At 41.3% G+C, this 19,740-nt stretch carries 19 protein-coding genes and 1 pseudogene; 14 read left to right on the top strand and 6 right to left on the bottom strand.

Annotation, left to right across the window (positions count from 1 at the left end; genetic code table 11):
- Positions 1-10: 10 nt before the first annotated feature.
- From rpmJ to rplQ, 6 genes and pseudogenes are all read left to right on the top strand, one after another.
- On the top strand, positions 11-124 hold the full coding sequence (gene rpmJ / locus O1D97_RS12955) for a 50S ribosomal protein L36 (protein WP_110577380.1): 114 nt from the start codon (positions 11-13) through the stop codon (positions 122-124).
- Between the two features lie 119 nt (positions 125-243).
- Positions 244-600 (top strand): 30S ribosomal protein S13, encoded by a 357-nt coding sequence (gene rpsM, locus O1D97_RS12950; protein WP_269126171.1) that lies wholly within the window; start codon positions 244-246, stop codon positions 598-600.
- 93 nt (positions 601-693) lie between these two features.
- A pseudogene (gene rpsK / locus O1D97_RS12945) lies at positions 694-1,059 on the top strand (30S ribosomal protein S11); the annotation flags it as partial.
- 16 nt (positions 1,060-1,075) lie between these two features.
- Positions 1,076-1,696: a 30S ribosomal protein S4 gene (rpsD, locus tag O1D97_RS12940; protein WP_191601912.1), complete on the top strand. Its 621-nt coding sequence runs from the start codon at positions 1,076-1,078 to the stop codon at positions 1,694-1,696.
- Between the two features lie 34 nt (positions 1,697-1,730).
- Complete coding sequence (locus O1D97_RS12935; RefSeq protein ID WP_269126168.1) at positions 1,731-2,735, top strand: DNA-directed RNA polymerase subunit alpha; 1,005 nt, start codon at positions 1,731-1,733, stop codon at positions 2,733-2,735.
- Positions 2,736-2,777: 42 nt separating this feature from the next.
- The gene (gene rplQ / locus O1D97_RS12930; RefSeq protein ID WP_269126166.1) at positions 2,778-3,164 is read left to right on the top strand and encodes a 50S ribosomal protein L17; all 387 of its coding nucleotides are present in this window, start codon (positions 2,778-2,780) and stop codon (positions 3,162-3,164) included.
- Positions 3,165-3,317: 153 nt separating this feature from the next.
- Here the strand turns inward: rplQ and uvrA are convergent, their stop codons facing one another.
- Positions 3,318-6,146, bottom strand: a complete 2,829-nt coding sequence (gene uvrA / locus O1D97_RS12925; RefSeq protein ID WP_269126164.1) for an excinuclease ABC subunit UvrA — start codon at positions 6,144-6,146, stop codon at positions 3,318-3,320.
- Positions 6,147-6,305: 159 nt separating this feature from the next.
- Between uvrA and O1D97_RS12920 the strand changes: the two genes are divergently transcribed.
- The 3 genes from O1D97_RS12920 (at position 6,306) to ssb (ending at position 8,392) form a co-directional block, all read left to right on the top strand.
- Positions 6,306-7,487 carry an MFS transporter gene (locus O1D97_RS12920; protein ID WP_269126162.1) on the top strand — a complete coding sequence of 394 codons (1,182 nt, stop codon included), beginning with the start codon at positions 6,306-6,308 and terminating at the stop codon, positions 7,485-7,487.
- A 73-nt stretch (positions 7,488-7,560) separates the two neighbouring features.
- Positions 7,561-7,662 carry a hypothetical protein gene (locus tag O1D97_RS19950; RefSeq protein WP_428981125.1) on the top strand — a complete coding sequence of 34 codons (102 nt, stop codon included), beginning with the start codon at positions 7,561-7,563 and terminating at the stop codon, positions 7,660-7,662.
- A gap of 31 nt (positions 7,663-7,693) precedes the next feature.
- The gene (gene ssb / locus O1D97_RS12915) at positions 7,694-8,392 is read left to right on the top strand and encodes a single-stranded DNA-binding protein (RefSeq protein ID WP_269126161.1); all 699 of its coding nucleotides are present in this window, start codon (positions 7,694-7,696) and stop codon (positions 8,390-8,392) included.
- A 64-nt stretch (positions 8,393-8,456) separates the two neighbouring features.
- Here ssb and O1D97_RS12910 read toward each other — a convergent pair whose 3' ends face one another.
- Positions 8,457-9,188: a cupin domain-containing protein gene (locus O1D97_RS12910; RefSeq protein WP_269126159.1), complete on the bottom strand. Its 732-nt coding sequence runs from the start codon at positions 9,186-9,188 to the stop codon at positions 8,457-8,459.
- 43 nt (positions 9,189-9,231) lie between these two features.
- Complete coding sequence (locus tag O1D97_RS12905) at positions 9,232-9,852, bottom strand: glutathione S-transferase family protein (protein WP_269126157.1); 621 nt, start codon at positions 9,850-9,852, stop codon at positions 9,232-9,234.
- A 226-nt stretch (positions 9,853-10,078) separates the two neighbouring features.
- On the opposite strand from O1D97_RS12905, the gene O1D97_RS12900 reads away from it, so the two are divergent.
- The 5 genes from O1D97_RS12900 to O1D97_RS12880 all read left to right on the top strand — a co-directional run bounded on the left by O1D97_RS12900 (position 10,079) and on the right by O1D97_RS12880 (position 16,344).
- Complete coding sequence (locus O1D97_RS12900; RefSeq protein ID WP_269126155.1) at positions 10,079-10,615, top strand: TetR/AcrR family transcriptional regulator; 537 nt, start codon at positions 10,079-10,081, stop codon at positions 10,613-10,615.
- Positions 10,616-10,731: 116 nt separating this feature from the next.
- Positions 10,732-11,307 (top strand): DNA endonuclease SmrA, encoded by a 576-nt coding sequence (gene smrA / locus O1D97_RS12895; RefSeq protein ID WP_269126153.1) that lies wholly within the window; start codon positions 10,732-10,734, stop codon positions 11,305-11,307.
- 181 nt (positions 11,308-11,488) lie between these two features.
- Positions 11,489-14,410 (top strand): insulinase family protein, encoded by a 2,922-nt coding sequence (locus O1D97_RS12890; RefSeq protein ID WP_269126151.1) that lies wholly within the window; start codon positions 11,489-11,491, stop codon positions 14,408-14,410.
- A gap of 63 nt (positions 14,411-14,473) precedes the next feature.
- The gene (locus O1D97_RS12885) at positions 14,474-15,583 is read left to right on the top strand and encodes a 1-acyl-sn-glycerol-3-phosphate acyltransferase (RefSeq protein ID WP_269126149.1); all 1,110 of its coding nucleotides are present in this window, start codon (positions 14,474-14,476) and stop codon (positions 15,581-15,583) included.
- A 20-nt stretch (positions 15,584-15,603) separates the two neighbouring features.
- Complete coding sequence (locus tag O1D97_RS12880; RefSeq protein ID WP_269126148.1) at positions 15,604-16,344, top strand: lysophospholipid acyltransferase family protein; 741 nt, start codon at positions 15,604-15,606, stop codon at positions 16,342-16,344.
- Between the two features lie 100 nt (positions 16,345-16,444).
- Here the strand turns inward: O1D97_RS12880 and fabB are convergent, their stop codons facing one another.
- From fabB to ispB, 3 genes are all read right to left on the bottom strand, one after another.
- The gene (gene fabB, locus O1D97_RS12875) at positions 16,445-17,662 is read right to left on the bottom strand and encodes a beta-ketoacyl-ACP synthase I (protein ID WP_269126147.1); all 1,218 of its coding nucleotides are present in this window, start codon (positions 17,660-17,662) and stop codon (positions 16,445-16,447) included.
- A gap of 28 nt (positions 17,663-17,690) precedes the next feature.
- Positions 17,691-18,206, bottom strand: coding sequence for a bifunctional 3-hydroxydecanoyl-ACP dehydratase/trans-2-decenoyl-ACP isomerase (gene fabA / locus O1D97_RS12870; protein WP_269126145.1), 516 nt, complete (start codon positions 18,204-18,206; stop codon positions 17,691-17,693).
- Between the two features lie 323 nt (positions 18,207-18,529).
- Positions 18,530-19,522, bottom strand: a complete 993-nt coding sequence (gene ispB, locus O1D97_RS12865) for an octaprenyl diphosphate synthase (protein ID WP_269126143.1) — start codon at positions 19,520-19,522, stop codon at positions 18,530-18,532.
- Positions 19,523-19,740: the final 218 nt, after the last annotated feature.

Below are 19,740 nucleotides of genomic sequence, written 5' to 3'. Positions count from 1 at the left end.
GGAGTTGAACATGAAAGTACGTGCATCTGTTAAAAAAATCTGTCGTAACTGTAAAATCGTTCGTCGTAACGGTTCAGTTCGAGTGATTTGTATTGAACCAAGACATAAACAACGTCAAGGTTAATACTTATTAACTCTTTGATGGGGAAGGGTGGTTGATTTTTCGTCTGAAAGACGGCATAATCGCCGCCCTAATGAAAGCAAAGTGGTGATATGTATCACCCTAACAACGGAGTAAAGTGAATGGCCCGTATAGCCGGTGTCAATATTCCTGACAATAAACATGCGGTCATTTCTCTGACTTACATCTTCGGAATCGGTCGCACCCGTTCACGCGCAATTTGTGCGACTACTGGGGTTCAGGAGACAGCAAAAATTGGTTCATTGAGCGATGAAGTTCTTGACCAATTACGCGGAGAAGTTGGTAAGTACACGGTTGAAGGTGATCTTCGACGTGAACTAAGCATGTCTATCAAACGTCTGATGGATATGGGTTGTCATCGCGGTATTCGTCACCGCCGCAGCCTACCTGTTCGTGGTCAACGTACCAAAACGAACGCTCGTACACGTAAAGGCCCTCGTAAGCCTATTCGTAAGTAATATAAACGCGTTTCGCTCTAGCCACAATGTCGCTAGAGCTGAGCATTTAAAATAGGAAAAGTGCAATATGGCTAAGCCAGCTACGCGCAATACCAAGAAAAAGTCAAAAAGTCAGTTGTTGACGGTGTTGCTCATGTACACGCGTCTTTTAACAACACTATTGTGACTATCACCGATCGCCAAGGCAATGCTTTGTCTTGGGCTACTGCAGGTGGTTCTGGTTTTCGCGGATCTCGTAAAAGTACGCCTTTCGCAGCTCAAGTTGCTGCCGAACGTGCCGGTGCTGTTGCTCAAGAATTTGGTTTAAAAAACGTAGACGTTATGATTAAGGGTCCTGGCCCTGGTCGTGAGTCCGCAGTTCGTGCATTGAATGCATTAGGATTGCGTATCAATAACATTACAGATGTGACGCCGATACCACACAATGGTTGTCGTCCACCTAAGAAACGTCGCGTTTAATTGAGGAGACAGATACATGGCTCGTTATATAGGTCCAACTTGTAAGTTGTCTCGTCGTGAAGGTACGGACTTGCAATTAAAGAGCGGCTCACGTGCTCTAGAATCAAAATGTAAATTAGAAGCAGCTCCAGGTGTTCATGGCGCACGCCGTGGTCGTTTGTCTGATTATGGTTTGCAGTTACGTGAAAAACAGAAAGTTCGTCGTACATACGGCATTCTTGAAAAACAGTTCCGTAATTATTATAAAAGTGCTGCTCGCTTGAAGGGTGCTACAGGTGAAAACTTGTTACAACTTCTTGAGTCTCGCTTGGATAATGTTGTTTACCGCGCTGGTTTTGGCTCTACACGTGCTGAAGCTCGTCAATTGGTCGGACATAAAGGTGTTCTGGTCAACGGTGCAACAGTTAATATCGCGTCTTACCAAGTTAAATCTGGTGACGTTGTATCTATTCGTGAAAAAGCTAAGAAGCAACTTCGTGTACAAAATGCACTTGAACTTGCTAAGAATCGTACAGCTGTTCATTGGATTGAAACTGACTCTACTAAATTGGAAGCAGTTTATAAATCAGTTCCTGAGCGTGGCGATTTGTCAGCTGAAATTAATGAGAACCTAATTGTTGAGCTTTACTCTAAGTAAGGTTGAGCAGTTGGGAGAAGAAATAGGTGGATCTATGCAGCGTTCAGTGAGCGAATTGTTAACCCCACGCAACATTGAAGTGCAAGAGTTGGGCAAAACACGCGCTAAAGTTACTCTGCAACCACTAGAACGTGGTTTTGGACATACTTTAGGTAATGCTTTGCGTCGTATACTATTGTCTTCAATGCCTGGTTGTGCGATTGTTGAAGTTGAAATCGACGGTGTATTGCATGAATACAGCGCAATTGAAGGGGTGAAAGAAGACGTAATTGAAATTCTTCTTAACCTTAAAGGAGTTGCAATCGCTCTACACGGGCAAGATGAAGCAACTCTTACTTTAAGTAAAAAAGGTCCTTGTGTTGTTACTGCTGGAGATATTCAGTTAGTAACTGACGCTGAGATCGCTAACCCTGACCATATAATTGCACATTTGGATGAGTCTGCAGAGCTTAATATGCAGATCCGAGTTGCACGTGGTCGTGGTTATGAGCCTGCTGATGCTCGTATTGCAAGTGATGATGAGACTCGTCCTATCGGTCGCTTGCAGCTGGATGCTTCATTCAGCCCTGTACGAAGAGTAGCTTACAGTGTTGAAAATGCTCGTGTAGAGCAACGTACTGACCTAGATAAACTTGTCCTAGACATTGAATCTAACGGTACTATTGACCCTGAAGAAGCGATTCGACGTGCAGCTACTATTCTGCAACAACAAATTGCTGTGTTTGTCGCCCTTGAAAGCGAAAGCGAAGCGCCTGTTGTGGAAGAAGAGGATGAAATCGATCCAATTTTGCTACGCCCGGTTGATGATCTTGAATTGACCGTTCGAAGTGCTAACTGTTTAAAAGCAGAGAACATTTATTACATCGGTGATTTGATACAACGTACTGAAGTTGAGCTTCTTAAGACGCCTAACTTAGGTAAAAAGTCGTTAACTGAAATCAAAGATGTTTTAGCACAGCGTGGTTTGTCTTTGGGAATGCGTTTGGAAAACTGGCCTCCAGCTAGTTTGAAAGACGATAGCAAGGTACTAGCTCGCTAGGTCATTGTTCCCTGACCACCGTAGTTTGGTAAGGAATTTATAATGCGTCATCGTAAGAGTGGACGTCACTTAAACCGTACTAGCTCGCATCGTAAAGCGATGTTCAAAAATATGGCTGCTTCTTTATTCGAGCACGAAGTTATTAAAACTACGTTGCCGAAAGCCAAAGAACTTCGTCGCGTTGCTGAGCCATTGATCACATTGGCTAAAAATGATTCCGTAGCGAATCGTCGTTTAGCTTTTGCTCGTACTCGTAGCAAAGATGCTGTTGGTAAATTATTCACTGAACTTGGTCCTCGTTACCAAGCTCGCCCAGGTGGTTATGTTCGCATTCTTAAATGTGGCTTCCGTGCTGGTGATAATGCCCCTATGGCTTACGTTGAATTGGTCGATAGACCTGTTGCTGACGTTGAAGATGCTGCTGAATAAGCAAAGTCTTATAAAAAAACCAGACTTTATGTCTGGTTTTTTTATGTCTAAAGTTTGGTAGTTACATTAAAAAACCTAAACAGTACAATGTGGCGTTCCACTTTATGGGGTTACTTCCAGTCCATTTAGGTTTTAATTATGCTAGCATTTACCTTACACTTTGTTTAATAAAGGCTTTAAGAATCTCGCGGTATGTGACGTCTCGACTTCTGCAATTTCTTCAGGCGTACCTTGCGCTAGGATATAGCCACCGCCACTGCCGCCCTCTGGGCCTAAGTCAATAATCCAATCTGCTGTTTTAATGACATCGAGATTATGTTCTATTACGACAACTGTATTTCCGTGATCTCGCAATCTATGCAATACTTTTAGTAGTTGTTCAATATCGGCAAAGTGTAAACCTGTCGTAGGTTCATCTAATATATAGAGAGTTTGTCCTGTATCTCTTTTAGACAGCTCTTTCGATAGTTTCACGCGCTGAGCCTCACCACCAGACAATGTCGTTGCAGACTGCCCCAATCGGATATAACCTAGGCCTACGTCCATTAATGTCTGAAGTTTGCGAGCTATAGATGGTACTGGATCAAAAAACTCTCTGGCGTCTTCAATTGTCATTTCAAGACAGTCATGAATGTTCTTTCCTTTATATTGTATCTCTAATGTTTCACGGTTGTAGCGTTTACCTTTACATACATCACATGGAACATAAACATCGGGTAAAAAGTGCATTTCTACTTTAATAACTCCATCACCTTGACATGCTTCACAACGTCCGCCTTTCACATTGAAACTGAATCGACCTGGCTTATAACCACGAGATCTTGCTTCTTGAGTCGCTGAAAACAGCTCTCTCATTGGAGTGAATATGCCTGTGTAGGTTGCTGGGTTTGATCTTGGTGTTCTACCTATTGGACTTTGATCGATATCAACACACTTATCAAAATGTTCAAAACCTTCAATTCTGTCATATGGTGATGCTTTTAAAGTTGTAGCATTATTAAGTGCTGTGGCAGCTAATGGGTACAATGTGCTGTTGATTAGAGTTGATTTTCCTGAGCCAGAGACACCTGTAACACAGGTCATGACACCAATTGGTATATGTAGATCAACGTCATTTAAATTATTCCCACAAGCCCCATAAAGCGACAAATGTAGACCATCCTTAGCCATTATTCTCTTATCTGGTAATTCTATTCGACGAGTACCATTCAAAAATTGGCCGGTAATGGAGTTAGGGTTGTTCATGACGTCTTCAGGTGTACCACTCGCAATCACTTGTCCACCGTGAACACCGGCTCCTGGACCAATATCGACAACAAAATCCGCTACTCGAATCGCATCTTCATCATGTTCTACAACGATAACTGTATTGCCGAGGTCTCTTAGTCGGGTCAATGTTGAGATCAATCGTTCATTATCTCTTTGATGTAATCCAATAGAAGGCTCATCCAGTATGTACATTACACCAACTAGCCCTGCACCTATTTGACTTGCAAGGCGAATGCGTTGAGCTTCACCACCTGATAATGAGTCTGCTTTACGATTAAGGGTGAGATATTCTAGCCCAACATTAGCTAAAAAGGTTAGGCGATCTCTAATTTCCTTTAGTATTTTTGAGGCGATTTCGCCCTTAGCTCCAGGTAGTGAAAGGGCGCTAAAATAGTCTAAACAATCAGCAATAGGTTTTGCCGTAATTTCAGGAATAGTAAGCTCTTCAATAAAGACGTTTCGAGCGGCTTTATTTAGTCGTGCACCATCACATTCGGGGCAAGCTTGAACACTTATGTATTGTGATAAATCATCACGAACGGAGTCTGACTCGGTTTCATGATAGCGACGTTGCAAATTAGGAATTACTCCCTCGAATGCATGGGAGCGAGTCATTTTATCTCCACGTTCATTGATATAAACAAAGGATATTTTGTCTTTACCTGATCCGTTTAGAATATGATTTTTGTGGTTGTCTGGGATGTCTTTGAAAGGGAGCTCAATATCAAACCCATAGTGTGTTGCTAGTGCTTGTAGCTGTTGGAAATAGAAGATGCTACGCCTTCCCCAGCCTCGAATTGCCCCTTCTGCAAGTGTTAATGTGTCATCAACGACAATTAAACTTGAATCAAACAGTTGGTGCGTACCTAAACCATCACAAGTCGGACAAGCGCCGTTAGGATTATTAAATGAAAACAATCTGGGTTCCAGCTCGGTAATACTATAGCCACAGACAGGGCACGCAAATTTACTGGAAAAAATATGGATTTCATCTGGAGCGTCCATATTAATGACTTTAGCGATGCCATCTGAAAGTGCTAAGCAGGTTTCAAAAGATTCGGCCAGTCGTAATTGTAAATCGTCTCTGACTTTGAATCGGTCAATAACCACTTCAATAGTGTGTTTTTTGTTTTTTTCTAGCGTAGGCGCATCATCTAGGTCAACAACTAAACCGTCAATGCGAGCACGTATAAATCCTTTAGATAAAAGATCGCTAATGGTGTGTAGGTGCTCGCCTTTCCGGTCCTTCACTACAGGGGCTAATAGCATCATTTTTGTTTCAGTCGGCAGAGAAAGAACTTTATCGACCATTTGAGAAATCGTCTGCGCTTCTAAAGGCTCTCCATGATCAGGACAACGAGGCTGTCCTGCACGAGCGAAAAGAAGACGTAAGTAGTCATAGATCTCGGTAATAGTACCAACGGTAGATCTAGGATTATGAGATGTAGATTTTTGCTCTATAGAAATAGCGGGAGACAAGCCTTCAATATGATCAATGTCTGGTTTTTCCATCATGGATAAAAATTGACGAGCATAGGTTGAAAGTGATTCCACATAACGTCTTTGTCCTTCGGCATAGAGAGTATCAAAGGCTAAAGACGATTTTCCTGAGCCAGATAACCCAGTAATGACAATTAACTTGTCTCTTGGGATATCTAGGTCGATATTTTTGAGGTTATGGGTACGTGCCCCTCGAATGGTGATATTATCCATTTGTCTCCGGCCCTGTAGTAAAACAAAAAATCATTATACGTATTTGTTAAAATAACTGTCTATTTTTACAGTAGTTAAGATAGAGCTTCAACGCTATTTTTTGTAAAATACCATTTTATAAACTTTTCATTTTTAAATTTGCGCGGTTATAACCTTTTTATGGATGCATTTGAGCGTCGTTCAGTTGTTGCTTTAGCTTCGGTTTATTTATTTCGTATGCTGGGACTGTTCCTTATTATGCCTGTCATCAGCCTTTCAGCGGTTGATTTAAACGGTTCCAGTGCTGCGTTAATTGGGACAGCAATTGGTATTTATGGGTTAACGCAAGCTTTGTTTCAAATTCCTATGGGGATGTTGTCAGACAAAGTGGGACGTAAACGTATTATTGTCATTGGTCTTATTTTATTTGCTTTGGGCAGTGTTATTTGTGCGAATGCAGATGACATTATAAATTTAATTATTGGTCGTGCCGTACAAGGTGCGGGAGCGATTGCTAGCACATTAATGGCATTGTTGAGCGACGTTACACGAGAGCAAAATAGAACCAAAGCTATGGCAACGGTTGGGATTAGCATTGGTGTCTCTTTTATGTTGTCTTTGGTATTAGGTCCTTGGCTATATTCGCTTGTTGGTTTATCTGGCTTATTTTATCTGTCTTTTATTTCTTCCTTGATCGGCATTTGTTTGATTGTTTGGATGGTACCGAGTGTTAAACAACATACTTTTAGGAGAGATACGACACCAAGTTTATCGGCCTTACGGAGTGTCCTTCAAAATGAACATTTACGTTCGCTAAATATCAGTGTGCTACTATTGCATGCTAGCTTAACCGCGTTATTTGTTTGTATTCCTAGTTTGTTGGTAAACCAGTTTGATTTTGCAATAGTCAATCATAGTTGGCTTTACTTATTTGTCATGGGATTGGCCTTTGTTGGTATGATACCATTAGTCATTATTGCGGAAGCAAAAGGTAAAATGAAACAAGTCATGACCAGCGTAATGCTGCTGTTATCGGTTTCAACGGTATTTATGGGTGTTGTACAGAGCCTCTGGCTGTTTGCTGTATTGCTCTGGGCTTACTTTGTTGCTTTTAATACATTAGAAGCGACCTTACCTTCCGTTGTGAGTAAATTAGCTCCTGTAGGCTATCGTGGTACCGCAATGGGGGCGTTTTCTACTCATCAGTTTTTCGGTGCTTTTATTGGTGGTGTAGGCGGTGGTTGGCTATTACAGAATACGTCCATAGAAACCTTATTTATTACTGTGGGGGGGGTTATTTATTTGGGCCTTGCTTTTTTTACGTCAACCTGCACCACCTCAGTTAACCAGCTTGGCTTTTAGTCTCGGCGGCTTAAGTCAACATGATATAAAAGAGTTATCATCAAGATTAATGACAATCCAGGGAGTGGAAGATATGCAATTATTTGAAGATGAACAAACAGCGTATTTAAAAATTAATAAGAAACAACTAGATAGAGATGGTTTGCTGCGTGTTGTACCGCAAGTAACGCTTTAAAGAACATAAATAGACAGAATCGGAGAACGTCATGGCACGTGGAATAAATAAAGTTATCTTAATAGGTAACGCTGGTAATGATGCAGAAGTACGCTTTATGCCGAATGGTGGTGCAGTTGCTAATGTAAGTTTAGCGACTTCTGAAAGCTGGAGAGACAAGCAAACCGGTCAGATGCAAGAACGTACAGAGTGGCATCGTGTTTCTTTTATGGATCGTGGTAATTTTCGCTTAGGACAGATTGCTGGAGATTTTATCAAGAAAGGTTCCAAAGTTTACGTAGAAGGTTCATTGAGAACTCGCGAATGGGAAAAAGATGGCGTTAAACGTTATACAACGGAAATCATTGCCAACGAAATGCAATTGTTAGATGGCCGAAATGATCAAGGTGGCCAAGGGGGTTACGATAACAACAATAACCAAGGTGGTTATCAACAACGTCCTGCTGCACAGCCTCAAGGTGGCTACGGTAATCAACAGCCTAATCAAGGTTATGGTCAACCAGCCGCAGGCGGATACGGACAATCGCCACAACAGCCTCCGCAGCAATCAGCACCAGCACAACCACAGTCTTTTGGCAGTTGGGGTGATGCACCACAACAAGCCGCACCACAGCAGCCAGCTCAACGTCCTGCGGCACCAACTCCTCAGCCTGCAGCAGCACCAAAGCCACAAGCGGCGCCACAACCCGCTCCAAACTTTGATGACTTTGATGACGATATCCCTTTCTAGCCCATACATAAATCAAATATGTCTAATTAAGCTGATAAAGTCCCTTTAATAGGGACTTTTTTATTTATATGATTGTCTTGTCCTGAAATGTGTTTACACATTTAGGACTTATTTGTAATCGTGCTATCTGATTGTTCACATCGTTTAAATAACCTGTTTTTAGCCATACTTTCGCGCCTTGATTTCCAGCTTTAGCGTTAATCTTTGAATTGACGGGAAGTCTTAACCAGCTGTGCTTTTTCAGTAAGTCATTGTTTTCTGTTAGTGAGCCTTCTATTACCAATAGTTCTGCGCCTTGCGGAAGATCCCAGTCTATGGTGGTATGAGGCTGGAGATGTAGTAGGCTGACGTCTTCAATATGGTCTTTATACAGAGGGGTGATTGAAACACCAGTATGATTTGCCAGTTCAATCGAGCCCATTTTATTCGTTTGAAGACGGATGTGGGTGCGGTCTTCTGGCTGGAATTGCCAAAGCTTTACAAGCATCATACAACCTTTTTCAGAGCTCGGTGTATGGCTTGATTGAGGTGGGTTGCGAATATAGGAACCAGCAGGAAAATCGCCATGTTCATCTTGGAAGGTTCCTTCTAATACGAAAAATTCTTCACCGCCTGTATGGACATGAGGAGAAAAAGCACTTCCTGGAGCATAGCGAACTATCGTTGTTGCTCTTGCTACTTCCTCACCTACTCGATCAAGTGGACGACGGTCGACTCCTTTCATTGGTGATGCCTTCCATGGTAGAGCCTCACTGTGAACAATGATGCGTTTAGAAAAATCTGCGGCAATTTTCATGTCTGATTCCTATTGGTTCTGATCGTTAAATACTTGTAAATGGTTATAGCTTGATACTTGGGCGCTCAGCAACCAATGATAACCAGCGATGAATGTGAGTTAAGTCAGCAGGGATGTCGATTTTAGCAAAGCCTGCAAAACCAATCCCTGCATAAAGGGTGATATCTGCAATTGTAAAGTGATCTCCAGCAAGATAGGTATTATCCGCTAATACTGTATCAAAATAGGATAGGCCCTTTAATGATATTTCTTTTTGTTTCTGGCCCCATTCTTTATTTTGATAGATTTCAAGCGCAGGGCCTAAACCATCGGTCGCGTGGTGGAAGTAGGTACCGACAGGTTCTAAAACCATAGATTCAGCACGTTTTTGCAACATATTTATCACGGCTCTTTCTTTTGCAGTGGAGCCTGTTAATGATGGCCCTTCAAATAAATGGTCAATATATTCTGTAATAGCAGTGCACTCAGAAATATAAGTACCATCATCTAGCTCTAAGACAGGTACACTTGCCGCTGGGTTTTTTGCAATAAAAGCGGCAGTTCTATGTTCTCCATTCATGAGATCAACAGGGATAAACTGTACGTTATTCGTTGCATTTTTTTCGGCTAAAGCAATACGAACGCGTAAAGGATTTGGGAAATTAGCAACATCATATATTTTCATAATGGTCTCTTTTATCTATCGATAGATAGTTTTTAGGAGGTAAATAAAACGACTTTCGCCGTTTGATTCTAGTAAGTGAAGATTTTAAACACATCTAAGTCATAGTTGTTATGAGAATGTGGTTATCTATCTTCCGGTAGGTAGTTACCTTAATGTGCAATTTCTTGCTTGTCAATATCTATCTACTGATTGATAATTTAGTTAACTGGATTTGAGTAAAGACATAATGACCAAAAAAGAAGCGCTACTAATGATTGCGGAAAATAAAGTTCGTCAAGGAGGCTACAGTAATTTTAGTTTTCGTGAATTGGCTAAAGAGGTGGGCATCAAGAGTGCCAGTGTGCATTATCATTTTCCAACTAAGGCGGATTTAGGGGCAGAGTTGGCCCGTCGTTATGCGGATAGCTTTTTATCTGCTTTAGGCGATCCAGATGTGATTAAAGTTTCTGGGAAACACCCTATCGATGTCTTTATAGGTCTTTTTCAGAACGCCTTAATTACCGATAAACAAATGTGTTTATGTGGTTTATTAGGCGCTGAGAGTGATAGTTTACCGGAATCAGTACGCCTTGAAACCAAGCATTTTTTTGAGCGTAATTTAGTGTGGTTAAAAACCGCATATCTGTCCCTTGGGTATTCTGAGAACAGTGCTCGCTACAGTGCTATTAAAGCAATCTCTTTGTTAGAAGGCGCTATGATGGTAAGTAAAGCCGTTCAAGATGATGCACTTTTTCTTGAAATGGTGACTTCAGTTGATCGATAAATTAATTTTATAATCAGGCTGTTGAAGCTTCAAATAAGCTAAAAAAACATGTGTACATAGCGTATACTCTGCGATTTTTTGAACATGAAAGTGGTAATAGAAAGTGAGGAATTTCTGTGGTTGATGACGATGATTTCTCTTTATTCTCCCAAGAAGTGGAAGGCATTAAAAAGCTAGAAACCAATGCTATGTATTTAGGGAAGAAAGGGTCAACTGTTGATTATTCCGTAAGGAAAGAAGCCGCGACTCATGCTCCAGTAAAAGATACGAATCACCTTACAGCCGACTATGTCGAAAGGGTGGCCGCATTAGATATTTTGCAATACAAAAAAGACGGTGTACAAGACGGGGTTTTTAAGCGGTTGCGACAAGGTAAATATGGCATTGAGTCACGTTTAGACTTACATCGTCGTACAGTGGAACAAGCCCGGCAGCAAGTTTATCAGTTTGTGCAGGACTGTATGAATAATGATATTCGAGTCGCTATTATTGTGCATGGTCGAGGCGATCGAACTCCGGATAGTGAAGCTACATTGAAAAGTTATTTAAATAAATGGTTAAGAGATTTAGACGATGTGCTGGCGTTTCATAGTGCCCAAAAATACCATGGTGGTGGTGGCGCTGTGTATGTTTTATTTAAGAAAAGTGAAAAAGCCAGATTAGAAAACTGGGAAAAGCATCAAAAACGTTAATAATGATGTAATAAGCCGGTGTTTCTTGGTATATGTGGTCATTGTTCGTGCAGTAAAACTGCGTCGTTTGCTATAATTCATTAACTTTGTCTTCTATATATCGAGACATAACATTATTGCCAAAGCAAGGCATAGTCTGATCTAGCTAACTCGGACTACACCATATTTATAGAGGTAAAGAATGACAAATAATACCGAACACCATTCGGCATTTTCTTTTGTGCGAAGTGAATTTATTGAAGCACTAAATGTTGAAGTTTTTGAATACGAACATAAAGTCACTGGGGCGAAACATATACATATAGCCTCTGAGAATGATGAAAATGTATTTCTTGTTGGATTAAAGACGGTTCCTACTGATTCCTGTGGTGTTGCACATATTCTGGAGCACACGGTTTTGTGTGGTTCTGAGCGCTTTCCTGTGCGAGACCCTTTCTTCATGATGATTCGACGCTCTCTGAATACCTTTATGAACGCATTTACGTCATCGGATTGGACGGCCTACCCCTTTGCAAGTAAAAATAAAAAGGACTTTCGTAACCTGTTAGACGTGTATTTAGATGCTGTTTTCTTTTCTCGTCTTGATCCTTTGGATTTCTCACAAGAAGGACATCGTCTTGAATTCGCAGAACCGACAAATCCTGAATCTGATTTGACCTTTAAAGGCGTGGTCTTTAATGAAATGAAAGGCGCGATGAGTTCTACCAATTCAGTCTTATGGCAAACCATTACTAAATATTTATGTCCAAATAACACCTACCATTTTAATTCCGGTGGTGAGCCAACGGACATCCCTGATTTGTCCTACGATGACTTGATGGCGTTTTATCGAACGCATTATCATCCTTCGAATGCTGTTTTTATGACGTTTGGTGATTTATCTGCCATCGAGTTGCAGACAGAATTTGAAGAAAAAGTACTCAGCCGCTTTGAGCGTTTAGATAAAAAAATTATTGTACCAAATGCGAAACGTTATTTTTCACCTGTTAGAGTAGAGGAAGCTTACGCGGCTGATGAGGCAAAAGAAGATGCTTGTCATGTTGTGGTTGCTTGGTTACTTGGGGAGAGTACGGATTTATCGCAACAATTTGAAGCTGAATTGTTATCCAACGTATTGCTTGATAATAGTGCATCCCCATTACGTCGAGTATTGGAAGGCTCAAAACTAGGTAATGCACCTTCTCCAATGTGCGGGTTAGAGGATAGCAATAAAGAAATGAGCTTTATGTGCGGCCTTGAAGGGGTTGCCCGTACCGATGCGGAGAAAGTGGAAGCCTTAATTATCGACACCTTGACGCAAGTTGTTGAGGAAGGTGTGCCTCAAGATATGGTTGAGGCAATGCTACATCAACTTGAATTAAGTCAGAGAGAGATCGGTGGTGACAGCTACCCATTTGGTTTGCAATTAATTTTAGGTGGTTTATCAACCGCGATGCATTCTGGTGATGTCATTGCGCAACTGGATCTAGATCCGGTTATTGCTGATTTACGTGAGCGTATACAAGATCCTAAATATATTCCTAACCTTATTCAAAGCTTGATTTTGGACAATGCTCATCGTGTTACCGTGACGCTACGACCTGATACGGAACTCGAAGGTCGCCGTAATCAGGCAGAAAAAGATCGCTTGGCAGAAGTTAAAGCCCGCTTATCAGGTGTAGAAACACAGCAAATCATTGAGCGCAGTGAGGCGTTGAAAGTGCGACAATCACAGGTTGATGACATGAGTATCTTGCCTAAAGTTGGGTTAGAAGATGTACCTGCTGAATTGCCTACTTATATTCGTGAACAGTTAGAACAGACATTGCCAGTAACCTTTTATCCACAGGGCACGAATGGCTTGGTATATCAACAATTGGTTATTGATTTACCAGAGCTTGATAAAGAAGAAACGGAGTACTTACCTTTATTTTCTTATGCGCTAACAGAATTGGGGGCCGGTGATTTTGATTATTTGGCGATGCAAGAGCGTCAGGCTCAAGTTTGTGGTGGCATTGGTGCATCCACTTCCTTAAGAGCGACAGCTGATGATCGTCAAAAACTAGGCGCGTACTTTGTTATATCTTCAAAGGCATTGGTATCAAACTTTGCGGGCATGAGCGAATTAATGTGCGACAGTATTTGCCAGCCTCGTTTTGATGAGGTTGAGAGATTAAAAGAATTAGTGTCTCAGCGTCGATCTCGTAGAGAGCAATCTATTACTGGTCAAGGGCATGTCTTGGCGATGGCGGTTGCATCAAGTGGAATATGCGGCTTATCAAATCAGCAAGAGGCTTGGGGTGGCATGACTGGCATCCAGTCACTGAAGGCCTTGGATGATGTGTTAAAATCTGATGAACAAAAAGCCATTGATTTAATGACTGTGTTTGCTCGTATACATGACAAACTGTTAAAAGCGAACAAACAACTACTGATTGTTGGAGAAGAGCAGCAGCAAGCAACACTGCTGGAGCAGGTTGATAAAGTTTGGTCTTGCCTTGAGAAAGGGTCCATTGAGAATAAGTTTGTCTTAGATGCCGTTGATAAAACAGTGAAACAGGCTTGGTTAACGTCTACACAAGTGAGTTTCTGTGCCAAATCTTATCGAACTGTGATGGGAATGCACCCGGATGTTGCACCGTTAACCGTATTAGGTGGCTTTTTGCGAAATGGCTTCTTACATAGAGCTATTCGTGAACAAGGTGGAGCATATGGCGGTGGTGCAACATTTGACTCAAGCATTGGTGCATTCCGCTTTTATTCATATCGTGATCCTCGACTTGCCGAAACATTGAATGATTTTGATGCATCGTTGGAATGGCTAGCGACATTTGAACATACAGAGGAAGCACTTGAAGAGGCCATTTTAGGTGTAATTGGGTCTATGGATAAACCAGGCTCTCCTGCTGGTGAAGCGCAAGGTGATTTCTTTATTCAGCTTCATGGTAGAACTAAAGAACAGCGAGAGCAATTCAGGGCACAGATTTTAGCGGTCACAATTGAACAGTTACAAAGTGTTGCGAAACGCTATTTAACATCTGCAAATGAAAGTGTTGCAGTTATTAGTTCTTCGAGTCAGAAAGAGACGCTAGCTACGTTAGGTTTTGATATCACGACATTATAAAAATAATACAAAGCCTTGCTATTTTAATTGTAGTGAGGCTTTTGATAAATAGCGGAAAATTGAATGGATCAGTTTCATGATATACGCCCTTACAATGATAACGAAGTTGTAGAGGTATTAGAGCGTTTAATAAACACCCCTGATTTTATTAATACAATCATTAGTTTTCGTTTTCCTTCGTGGCCTCAATTTATGCATAAGCCGTTAGTAATGGCTGTGAAGTGGCAACTCAGGAGACAACTATCCAATATTAGTGATGTGTACGATTTCCAGAGACGTATCGCTGGTTATATGGAACGTATGATTAAAACGACAACAACCAGTGTTGAGTATCGTGGGGTAGATAAATTAGAAAAGGGTAAAGGGTATCTGTTTATATCAAATCACCGTGATATAGCTATGGATCCAGCATTTATTAATTATGGCCTCTATTTATCAGATTTTGACACGGTGCGTGTTGCGATTGGTGATAATTTATTACGTCGACCTTTTGTTTCAGACTTAATGAGATTGAATAAAAGCTTTATTGTTAAGCGTTCTGTTGCCGGTGTGAGGGAGATGATGGCGGCGTTTGGTCAGCTCTCTAATTACATAAACCATTCCATCACAGAGGAACGTTGTAATATTTGGATTGCTCAGAAAGAAGGTCGAGCTAAAGATGGCTTAGATAAAACCGATCCTGCCATTGTAAAAATGTTTTATATGAGCAAAAAGAAAATGGCTTCTTTTCCTGATGCCATGAAAGATTTGAATATTGTTCCGGTTTCAATCTCCTATGAATATGACCCTTGTGCTTTAGATAAAGCCGCGGAATTAGTGGAAAAGTCGACAACAGGTGAGTATGAAAAAGCCGAGTTTGAAGACATTGATAGTATTAAGAATGGTATTGTAGGTCAGAAAGGAAAAGTAATTGTTACCTTCGGAGATGTGTTGACAAATGGTTATGATACACCGGATGAACTAGTTACTGAGATTGATCGTCAGATTATTGGTAATTATGCGATTCATTCTACGAATAAATCGGCCATGTCGATGTTGGAAGGCGCAGGGGAGGTTGACCCTGAATTTGATGCCTATATGGCCTTATGTCCTGAACCTTTACGTGAGACTGTGTTGAAAATGTATGCCAATCCTTTAATTCAGCAATTAAGCCAAAGTATAAATAAAGAGTGAAAATAAAAGGAGAGAGTTAGATGAGTGGACTTCGGTCTTTAAGAGGGTTTGTTGGCTCTATTCTATTTGGTATTTGTTATGTGGTGTTAACGATAGTGTCTGGGGTTATATCTCCACCAATTGCCCTATTGTTTAAGCCTAAAAATAGACAGCTAGTGCTGAATGTACATAACGCTATTTTGTTGGCGTTATTTAAGATCTTCTGTGGAGTGACAGTTAGAGTAAAAGGGCGAGAGCATTTGGTGAAAGGCAAGCCTGTGATTTTAGTGGCCAATCATCAATGTGAATGGGAAACGTATTTTTTGCAGGTGTTAGTGACCCCGTTATCAACCGTACTAAAGAAAGAGTTACTTTCTGTACCTTTTTTTGGTTGGGGTTTGCGTATGGTGCAACCAATTGCCATTGATCGGAGTCAAAAAAGTAATGCTTTAAAGCAAATTTTGAGACAAGGGAAAGAACGCATTGAAGATGGACGATCTGTTTTGATCTTTCCTGAGGGAACGCGAGTTAAAGTAGGTGAAAGAAAGGAGTTTAATAAAGGGGCTGCCATGCTTGCGACCTCTGCAAATGCGCCTATCTTACCTATGGTTCATAATGCCGGTTATCTTTGGACAAGTAAGTCATGGCGTAAATATTCAGGTGTCATTGATGTTGTTATTGGTCCTGAAATTTCTTCTGAAGGTAAAAAAACGGGTGAGCTGCATGAAGAGATGCAAAATTGGATGAGAGAAGAAATGGCCAAACTTCCTGTGGGAAGGTAGATGTCAGTTCTTGATATGGCGGATGTTAGTGCTGTAAATTTAAGACATAAAAAAACCCAACATTGAGTTGGGTTTTTTTATGTCTTAATAAGTGCTTAGGTTAGGCTTGGTATTTTTTGAATATCAAGCTGGCGTTAGTGCCTCCAAAGCCGAAGCTGTTTGACATGATGTGCTGTAAATCAGCATTGTCTTTTCGAGTAACAACGACTGGTATGTCTCCTGCAGCTGGATCAAGATCGTCGACGTTTGCTGATGCTGCAATAAAGTTGTTTTCCATCATTAGCAAGCAATAGATAGCTTCATGAACACCTGCTGCACCCAGAGAGTGCCCTGATAAAGACTTAGTGGAGCTGATTAAAGGGATATCAGAACCAAAAGTCTCGTTAACAGCTTGTAGTTCTTTCATATCACCTGCAGGTGTACTGGTTCCATGAGTGTTGATGTAATCAATCTTACCATCTACAGTACTCATGGCCATTTTCATGCAGCGAACAGCACCTTCTCCTGATGGTGCTACCATATCGTAGCCATCAGAAGTTGCGCCATATCCAACAAGCTCCGCGTAAATTTTGGCGCCACGAGCTTTCGCATGTTCTAATTCTTCAATCACTAGCATGCCGCCGCCTCCAGCGATAACGAAACCATCTCGGTTTGCATCGTATGCACGAGAGGCTTTTTCTGGTGTGTCGTTATACTTAGAAGATAGCGCACCCATAGCATCAAACATACAGGTTTGAGTCCAGCTTTCTTCTTCGCCGCCGCCAGCAAAAACAACGTCTTGTTTACCTAGCTGAATGAGTTCCATTGCGTTACCGATACAGTGAGCACTGGTAGAACAAGCTGATGTAATGGAATAGTTCACACCTTTTATTTTAAATGGTGTGGCTAAACACGCTGATACCGTACTCCCCATGGTTTGGGTCACACGGTATGGACCAACACGCTTAACACCCTTTGCTCGTAATGTATCTGCTGAGTCAACTAAATTTTGTGCTGAAGCGCCACCAGAGCCAGCAATTAAGCCTGTTCGGATATTTGAAACTTGTTCTTCAGTAAGGCCTGAATCCGTAATGGCTTGTTGCATAGAAACATAAGCATAAGTTGCTGCAGGCCCCATGAAACGACGTGTTTTACGATCAATTAAGTCGTCAGACTCTAAATCGATACGACCACAAACATGGCTGCGAAAGCCCATTTCTTTATAGTCATCAGCAAAGCGAATACCAGATTTGCCTTCCAATAGTGAATTTAGGACGCTGCTCTTGTCGTTACCAAGACAGCTCACAATACCAAGACCAGTTACAACTACGCGACGCATAGAAAGTGCCTCTCTATTCTTAATCTTTTTAGAAGTTTTCAGTTGAGGTAAATAAACCTACACGTAAGTCAGTCGCGGTATAAATCACACGACCATCAACAGCAACCGTTCCGTCAGCAATACCCATAACCAATTTGCGTTCAATGACGCGTTTTAGCTGAATATTAAAAGTTACTTTTTTTGCGGTTGGAAGAATTTGACCTGTAAATTTCACTTCTCCGCACCCTAAAGCACGACCTCTACCTTTGTTGCCTTTCCAGCCAAGGAAAAAGCCAACTAATTGCCACATTGCATCTAGGCCTAGGCAGCCAGGCATAACGGGGTCGCTTGGAAAATGACAATCAAAGAACCAAAGATCTGGAGTGATATCAAGTTCTGCGATAATTTCTCCTTTTCCATGTTCACCGCCTTCAGCAGTAATTTTGGTAATGCGATCCATCATAAGCATGTTGCCAACTGGTAATCTTGCATTACCTTCGCCAAACATTTCTCCGTAACCGCACTTTAATAATTCGTCTTTTTCAAACGATGAAGCTGTAGTCATTGTAATCCTATTCCCCTAGCTTAATGGCGCTTATTTATTTGCACCGCTATGGTCCAATTTACGTTTTTAAAATTTGCCAGATTATATCGCTTCAAGCTACTAATATGAATGTTTGTATGGAAAAAAACCAACTTAGCACATAAAAAGCCCCAAAAAAACCAAGAAAAATGGCTCCTTGTGTGAATTTTTGCCTGTCTTCATGATGTCTCTAGGTTGTCATATTACTTTTGCTTATAGCATTCTCTGAGCTTATGTAGGTTGTGTCGTTGGCTAATCAATGGATGAAATGCTGATAATTCATTCCTATTTGTATTCCATCCATGTCAGGATTTGCGTTTTACCGATGCGTTAGCCAGTGCAATCAGAGCCTCTTTATAGCTACTGTTTGGTAAACTTGAGATAGCGCTACAGGCCAGTTTGGCTTGTTCTTCCGCTTTCTCTTGGGTGTAGTTGATGGCCCCACATTCAGAAACATCGTGCATTATTTGCTCTATGTTGTCCAAGCCACCATTTATGATAGCTTCTCTTACACGTTGTTTGGCTTCATCAGAACCGTATTTCATAGTATAAATTAATGGCAATGTTGGTTTGCCTTCAGCAAGGTCGTCCCCCACACTTTTCCCCATTTCTTCTGCTGTACTGGTATAATCCATCACATCATCAATGAGCTGAAAGGCTGTGCCGACATGCATTCCGTATTTTGCCATTGCTTGATTTTGCTGCTCACTGGCCTTAGCTATGACCGATCCACAAAGAGCGGCGCCTTCAAAAAGCTTGGCCGTTTTGTACTGAATGACTTTTAAGTAACTTTCTTCCGTTGTATCTGGATCACCACAGTTTATTAGCTGCTGCACTTCGCCTTCAGATATTATGTTGGTGGTCTCTGACAAAATCTGCATACAGCGCATACTGCCTACTTCAACCATAATTTGAAACGCACGAGAGTATAGGAAATCTCCTACTAAAACGCTCGGTGCATTGCCCCACTCCTCATTTGCAGTTTTTTTGCCGCGCCTCATGTCAGACTCGTCAACCACATCATCGTGTAACAGGGTAGCCGTGTGAATGAACTCAATAATGGTCGCAAGGCGAACCATATTGCTCTCTTCTATTAACTCCTCGGATTCTTCTTTATAGCCGCATGCTCTTGCTGATAACAGCACCATAAGCGGCCTTAAGCGCTTTCCGCCATTACTGATAATGTAATAGCCGATTTGCTCGATAAGGGGAATGTCACTTTTTAATTGCGACATTATATGTGAGTTTACGTTGGCAAATTCATTAGCCACAACATTATGAATAGGGTTGGATTGCATGCAATTTCCGAAATTAAAATAGTCTCAAGCTGACCCGTAGGTTGACTCATGCTAGGTAAGTGAAGGCTTTTGGTCAACCCATAGATGAAAAATCCTACATCATTCAGCTTTTTACTTGTCAAACATGGTTCGATTTTGTACAATCCTGCGTCCGATTTATCCACATTTTGCTCCCTATCATATGGTAATCTGACATTGGTTATATGGAATACCATTTA

It is taken from the genome of Marinomonas phaeophyticola, assembly GCF_026966905.1.
GTDB lineage: Bacteria > Pseudomonadota > Gammaproteobacteria > Pseudomonadales > Marinomonadaceae > Marinomonas > Marinomonas phaeophyticola.
This window is presented reverse-complemented; position numbering and strand designations above follow the sequence as displayed.

Bases quoted from the DNA above. Each gene is read 5' to 3' on its own strand.
- fabB (WP_269126147.1), bottom strand. From the start codon at position 17,662: ATGCGTCGCGTAGTTGTAACTGGTCTTGGTATTGTGAGCTGTCTTGGT.
- O1D97_RS12900 (WP_269126155.1), top strand. From the start codon at position 10,079: ATGACCAAAAAAGAAGCGCTACTAATGATTGCGGAAAATAAAGTTCGT.
- ispB (WP_269126143.1), bottom strand. From the start codon at position 19,522: ATGCAATCCAACCCTATTCATAATGTTGTGGCTAATGAATTTGCCAAC.
- O1D97_RS12935 (WP_269126168.1), top strand. From the start codon at position 1,731: ATGCAGCGTTCAGTGAGCGAATTGTTAACCCCACGCAACATTGAAGTG.
- rpsD (WP_191601912.1), top strand. From the start codon at position 1,076: ATGGCTCGTTATATAGGTCCAACTTGTAAGTTGTCTCGTCGTGAAGGT.
- rpsM (WP_269126171.1), top strand. From the start codon at position 244: ATGGCCCGTATAGCCGGTGTCAATATTCCTGACAATAAACATGCGGTC.
- O1D97_RS19950 (WP_428981125.1), top strand. From the start codon at position 7,561: ATGCAATTATTTGAAGATGAACAAACAGCGTATTTAAAAATTAATAAG.
- uvrA (WP_269126164.1), bottom strand. From the start codon at position 6,146: ATGGATAATATCACCATTCGAGGGGCACGTACCCATAACCTCAAAAAT.
- rplQ (WP_269126166.1), top strand. From the start codon at position 2,778: ATGCGTCATCGTAAGAGTGGACGTCACTTAAACCGTACTAGCTCGCAT.
- O1D97_RS12910 (WP_269126159.1), bottom strand. From the start codon at position 9,188: ATGAAAATTGCCGCAGATTTTTCTAAACGCATCATTGTTCACAGTGAG.
- fabA (WP_269126145.1), bottom strand. From the start codon at position 18,206: ATGACTACAGCTTCATCGTTTGAAAAAGACGAATTATTAAAGTGCGGT.
- O1D97_RS12885 (WP_269126149.1), top strand. From the start codon at position 14,474: ATGGATCAGTTTCATGATATACGCCCTTACAATGATAACGAAGTTGTA.
- ssb (WP_269126161.1), top strand. From the start codon at position 7,694: ATGGCACGTGGAATAAATAAAGTTATCTTAATAGGTAACGCTGGTAAT.
- O1D97_RS12890 (WP_269126151.1), top strand. From the start codon at position 11,489: ATGACAAATAATACCGAACACCATTCGGCATTTTCTTTTGTGCGAAGT.
- O1D97_RS12880 (WP_269126148.1), top strand. From the start codon at position 15,604: ATGAGTGGACTTCGGTCTTTAAGAGGGTTTGTTGGCTCTATTCTATTT.
- rpmJ (WP_110577380.1), top strand. From the start codon at position 11: ATGAAAGTACGTGCATCTGTTAAAAAAATCTGTCGTAACTGTAAAATC.
- O1D97_RS12920 (WP_269126162.1), top strand. From the start codon at position 6,306: ATGGATGCATTTGAGCGTCGTTCAGTTGTTGCTTTAGCTTCGGTTTAT.
- O1D97_RS12905 (WP_269126157.1), bottom strand. From the start codon at position 9,852: ATGAAAATATATGATGTTGCTAATTTCCCAAATCCTTTACGCGTTCGT.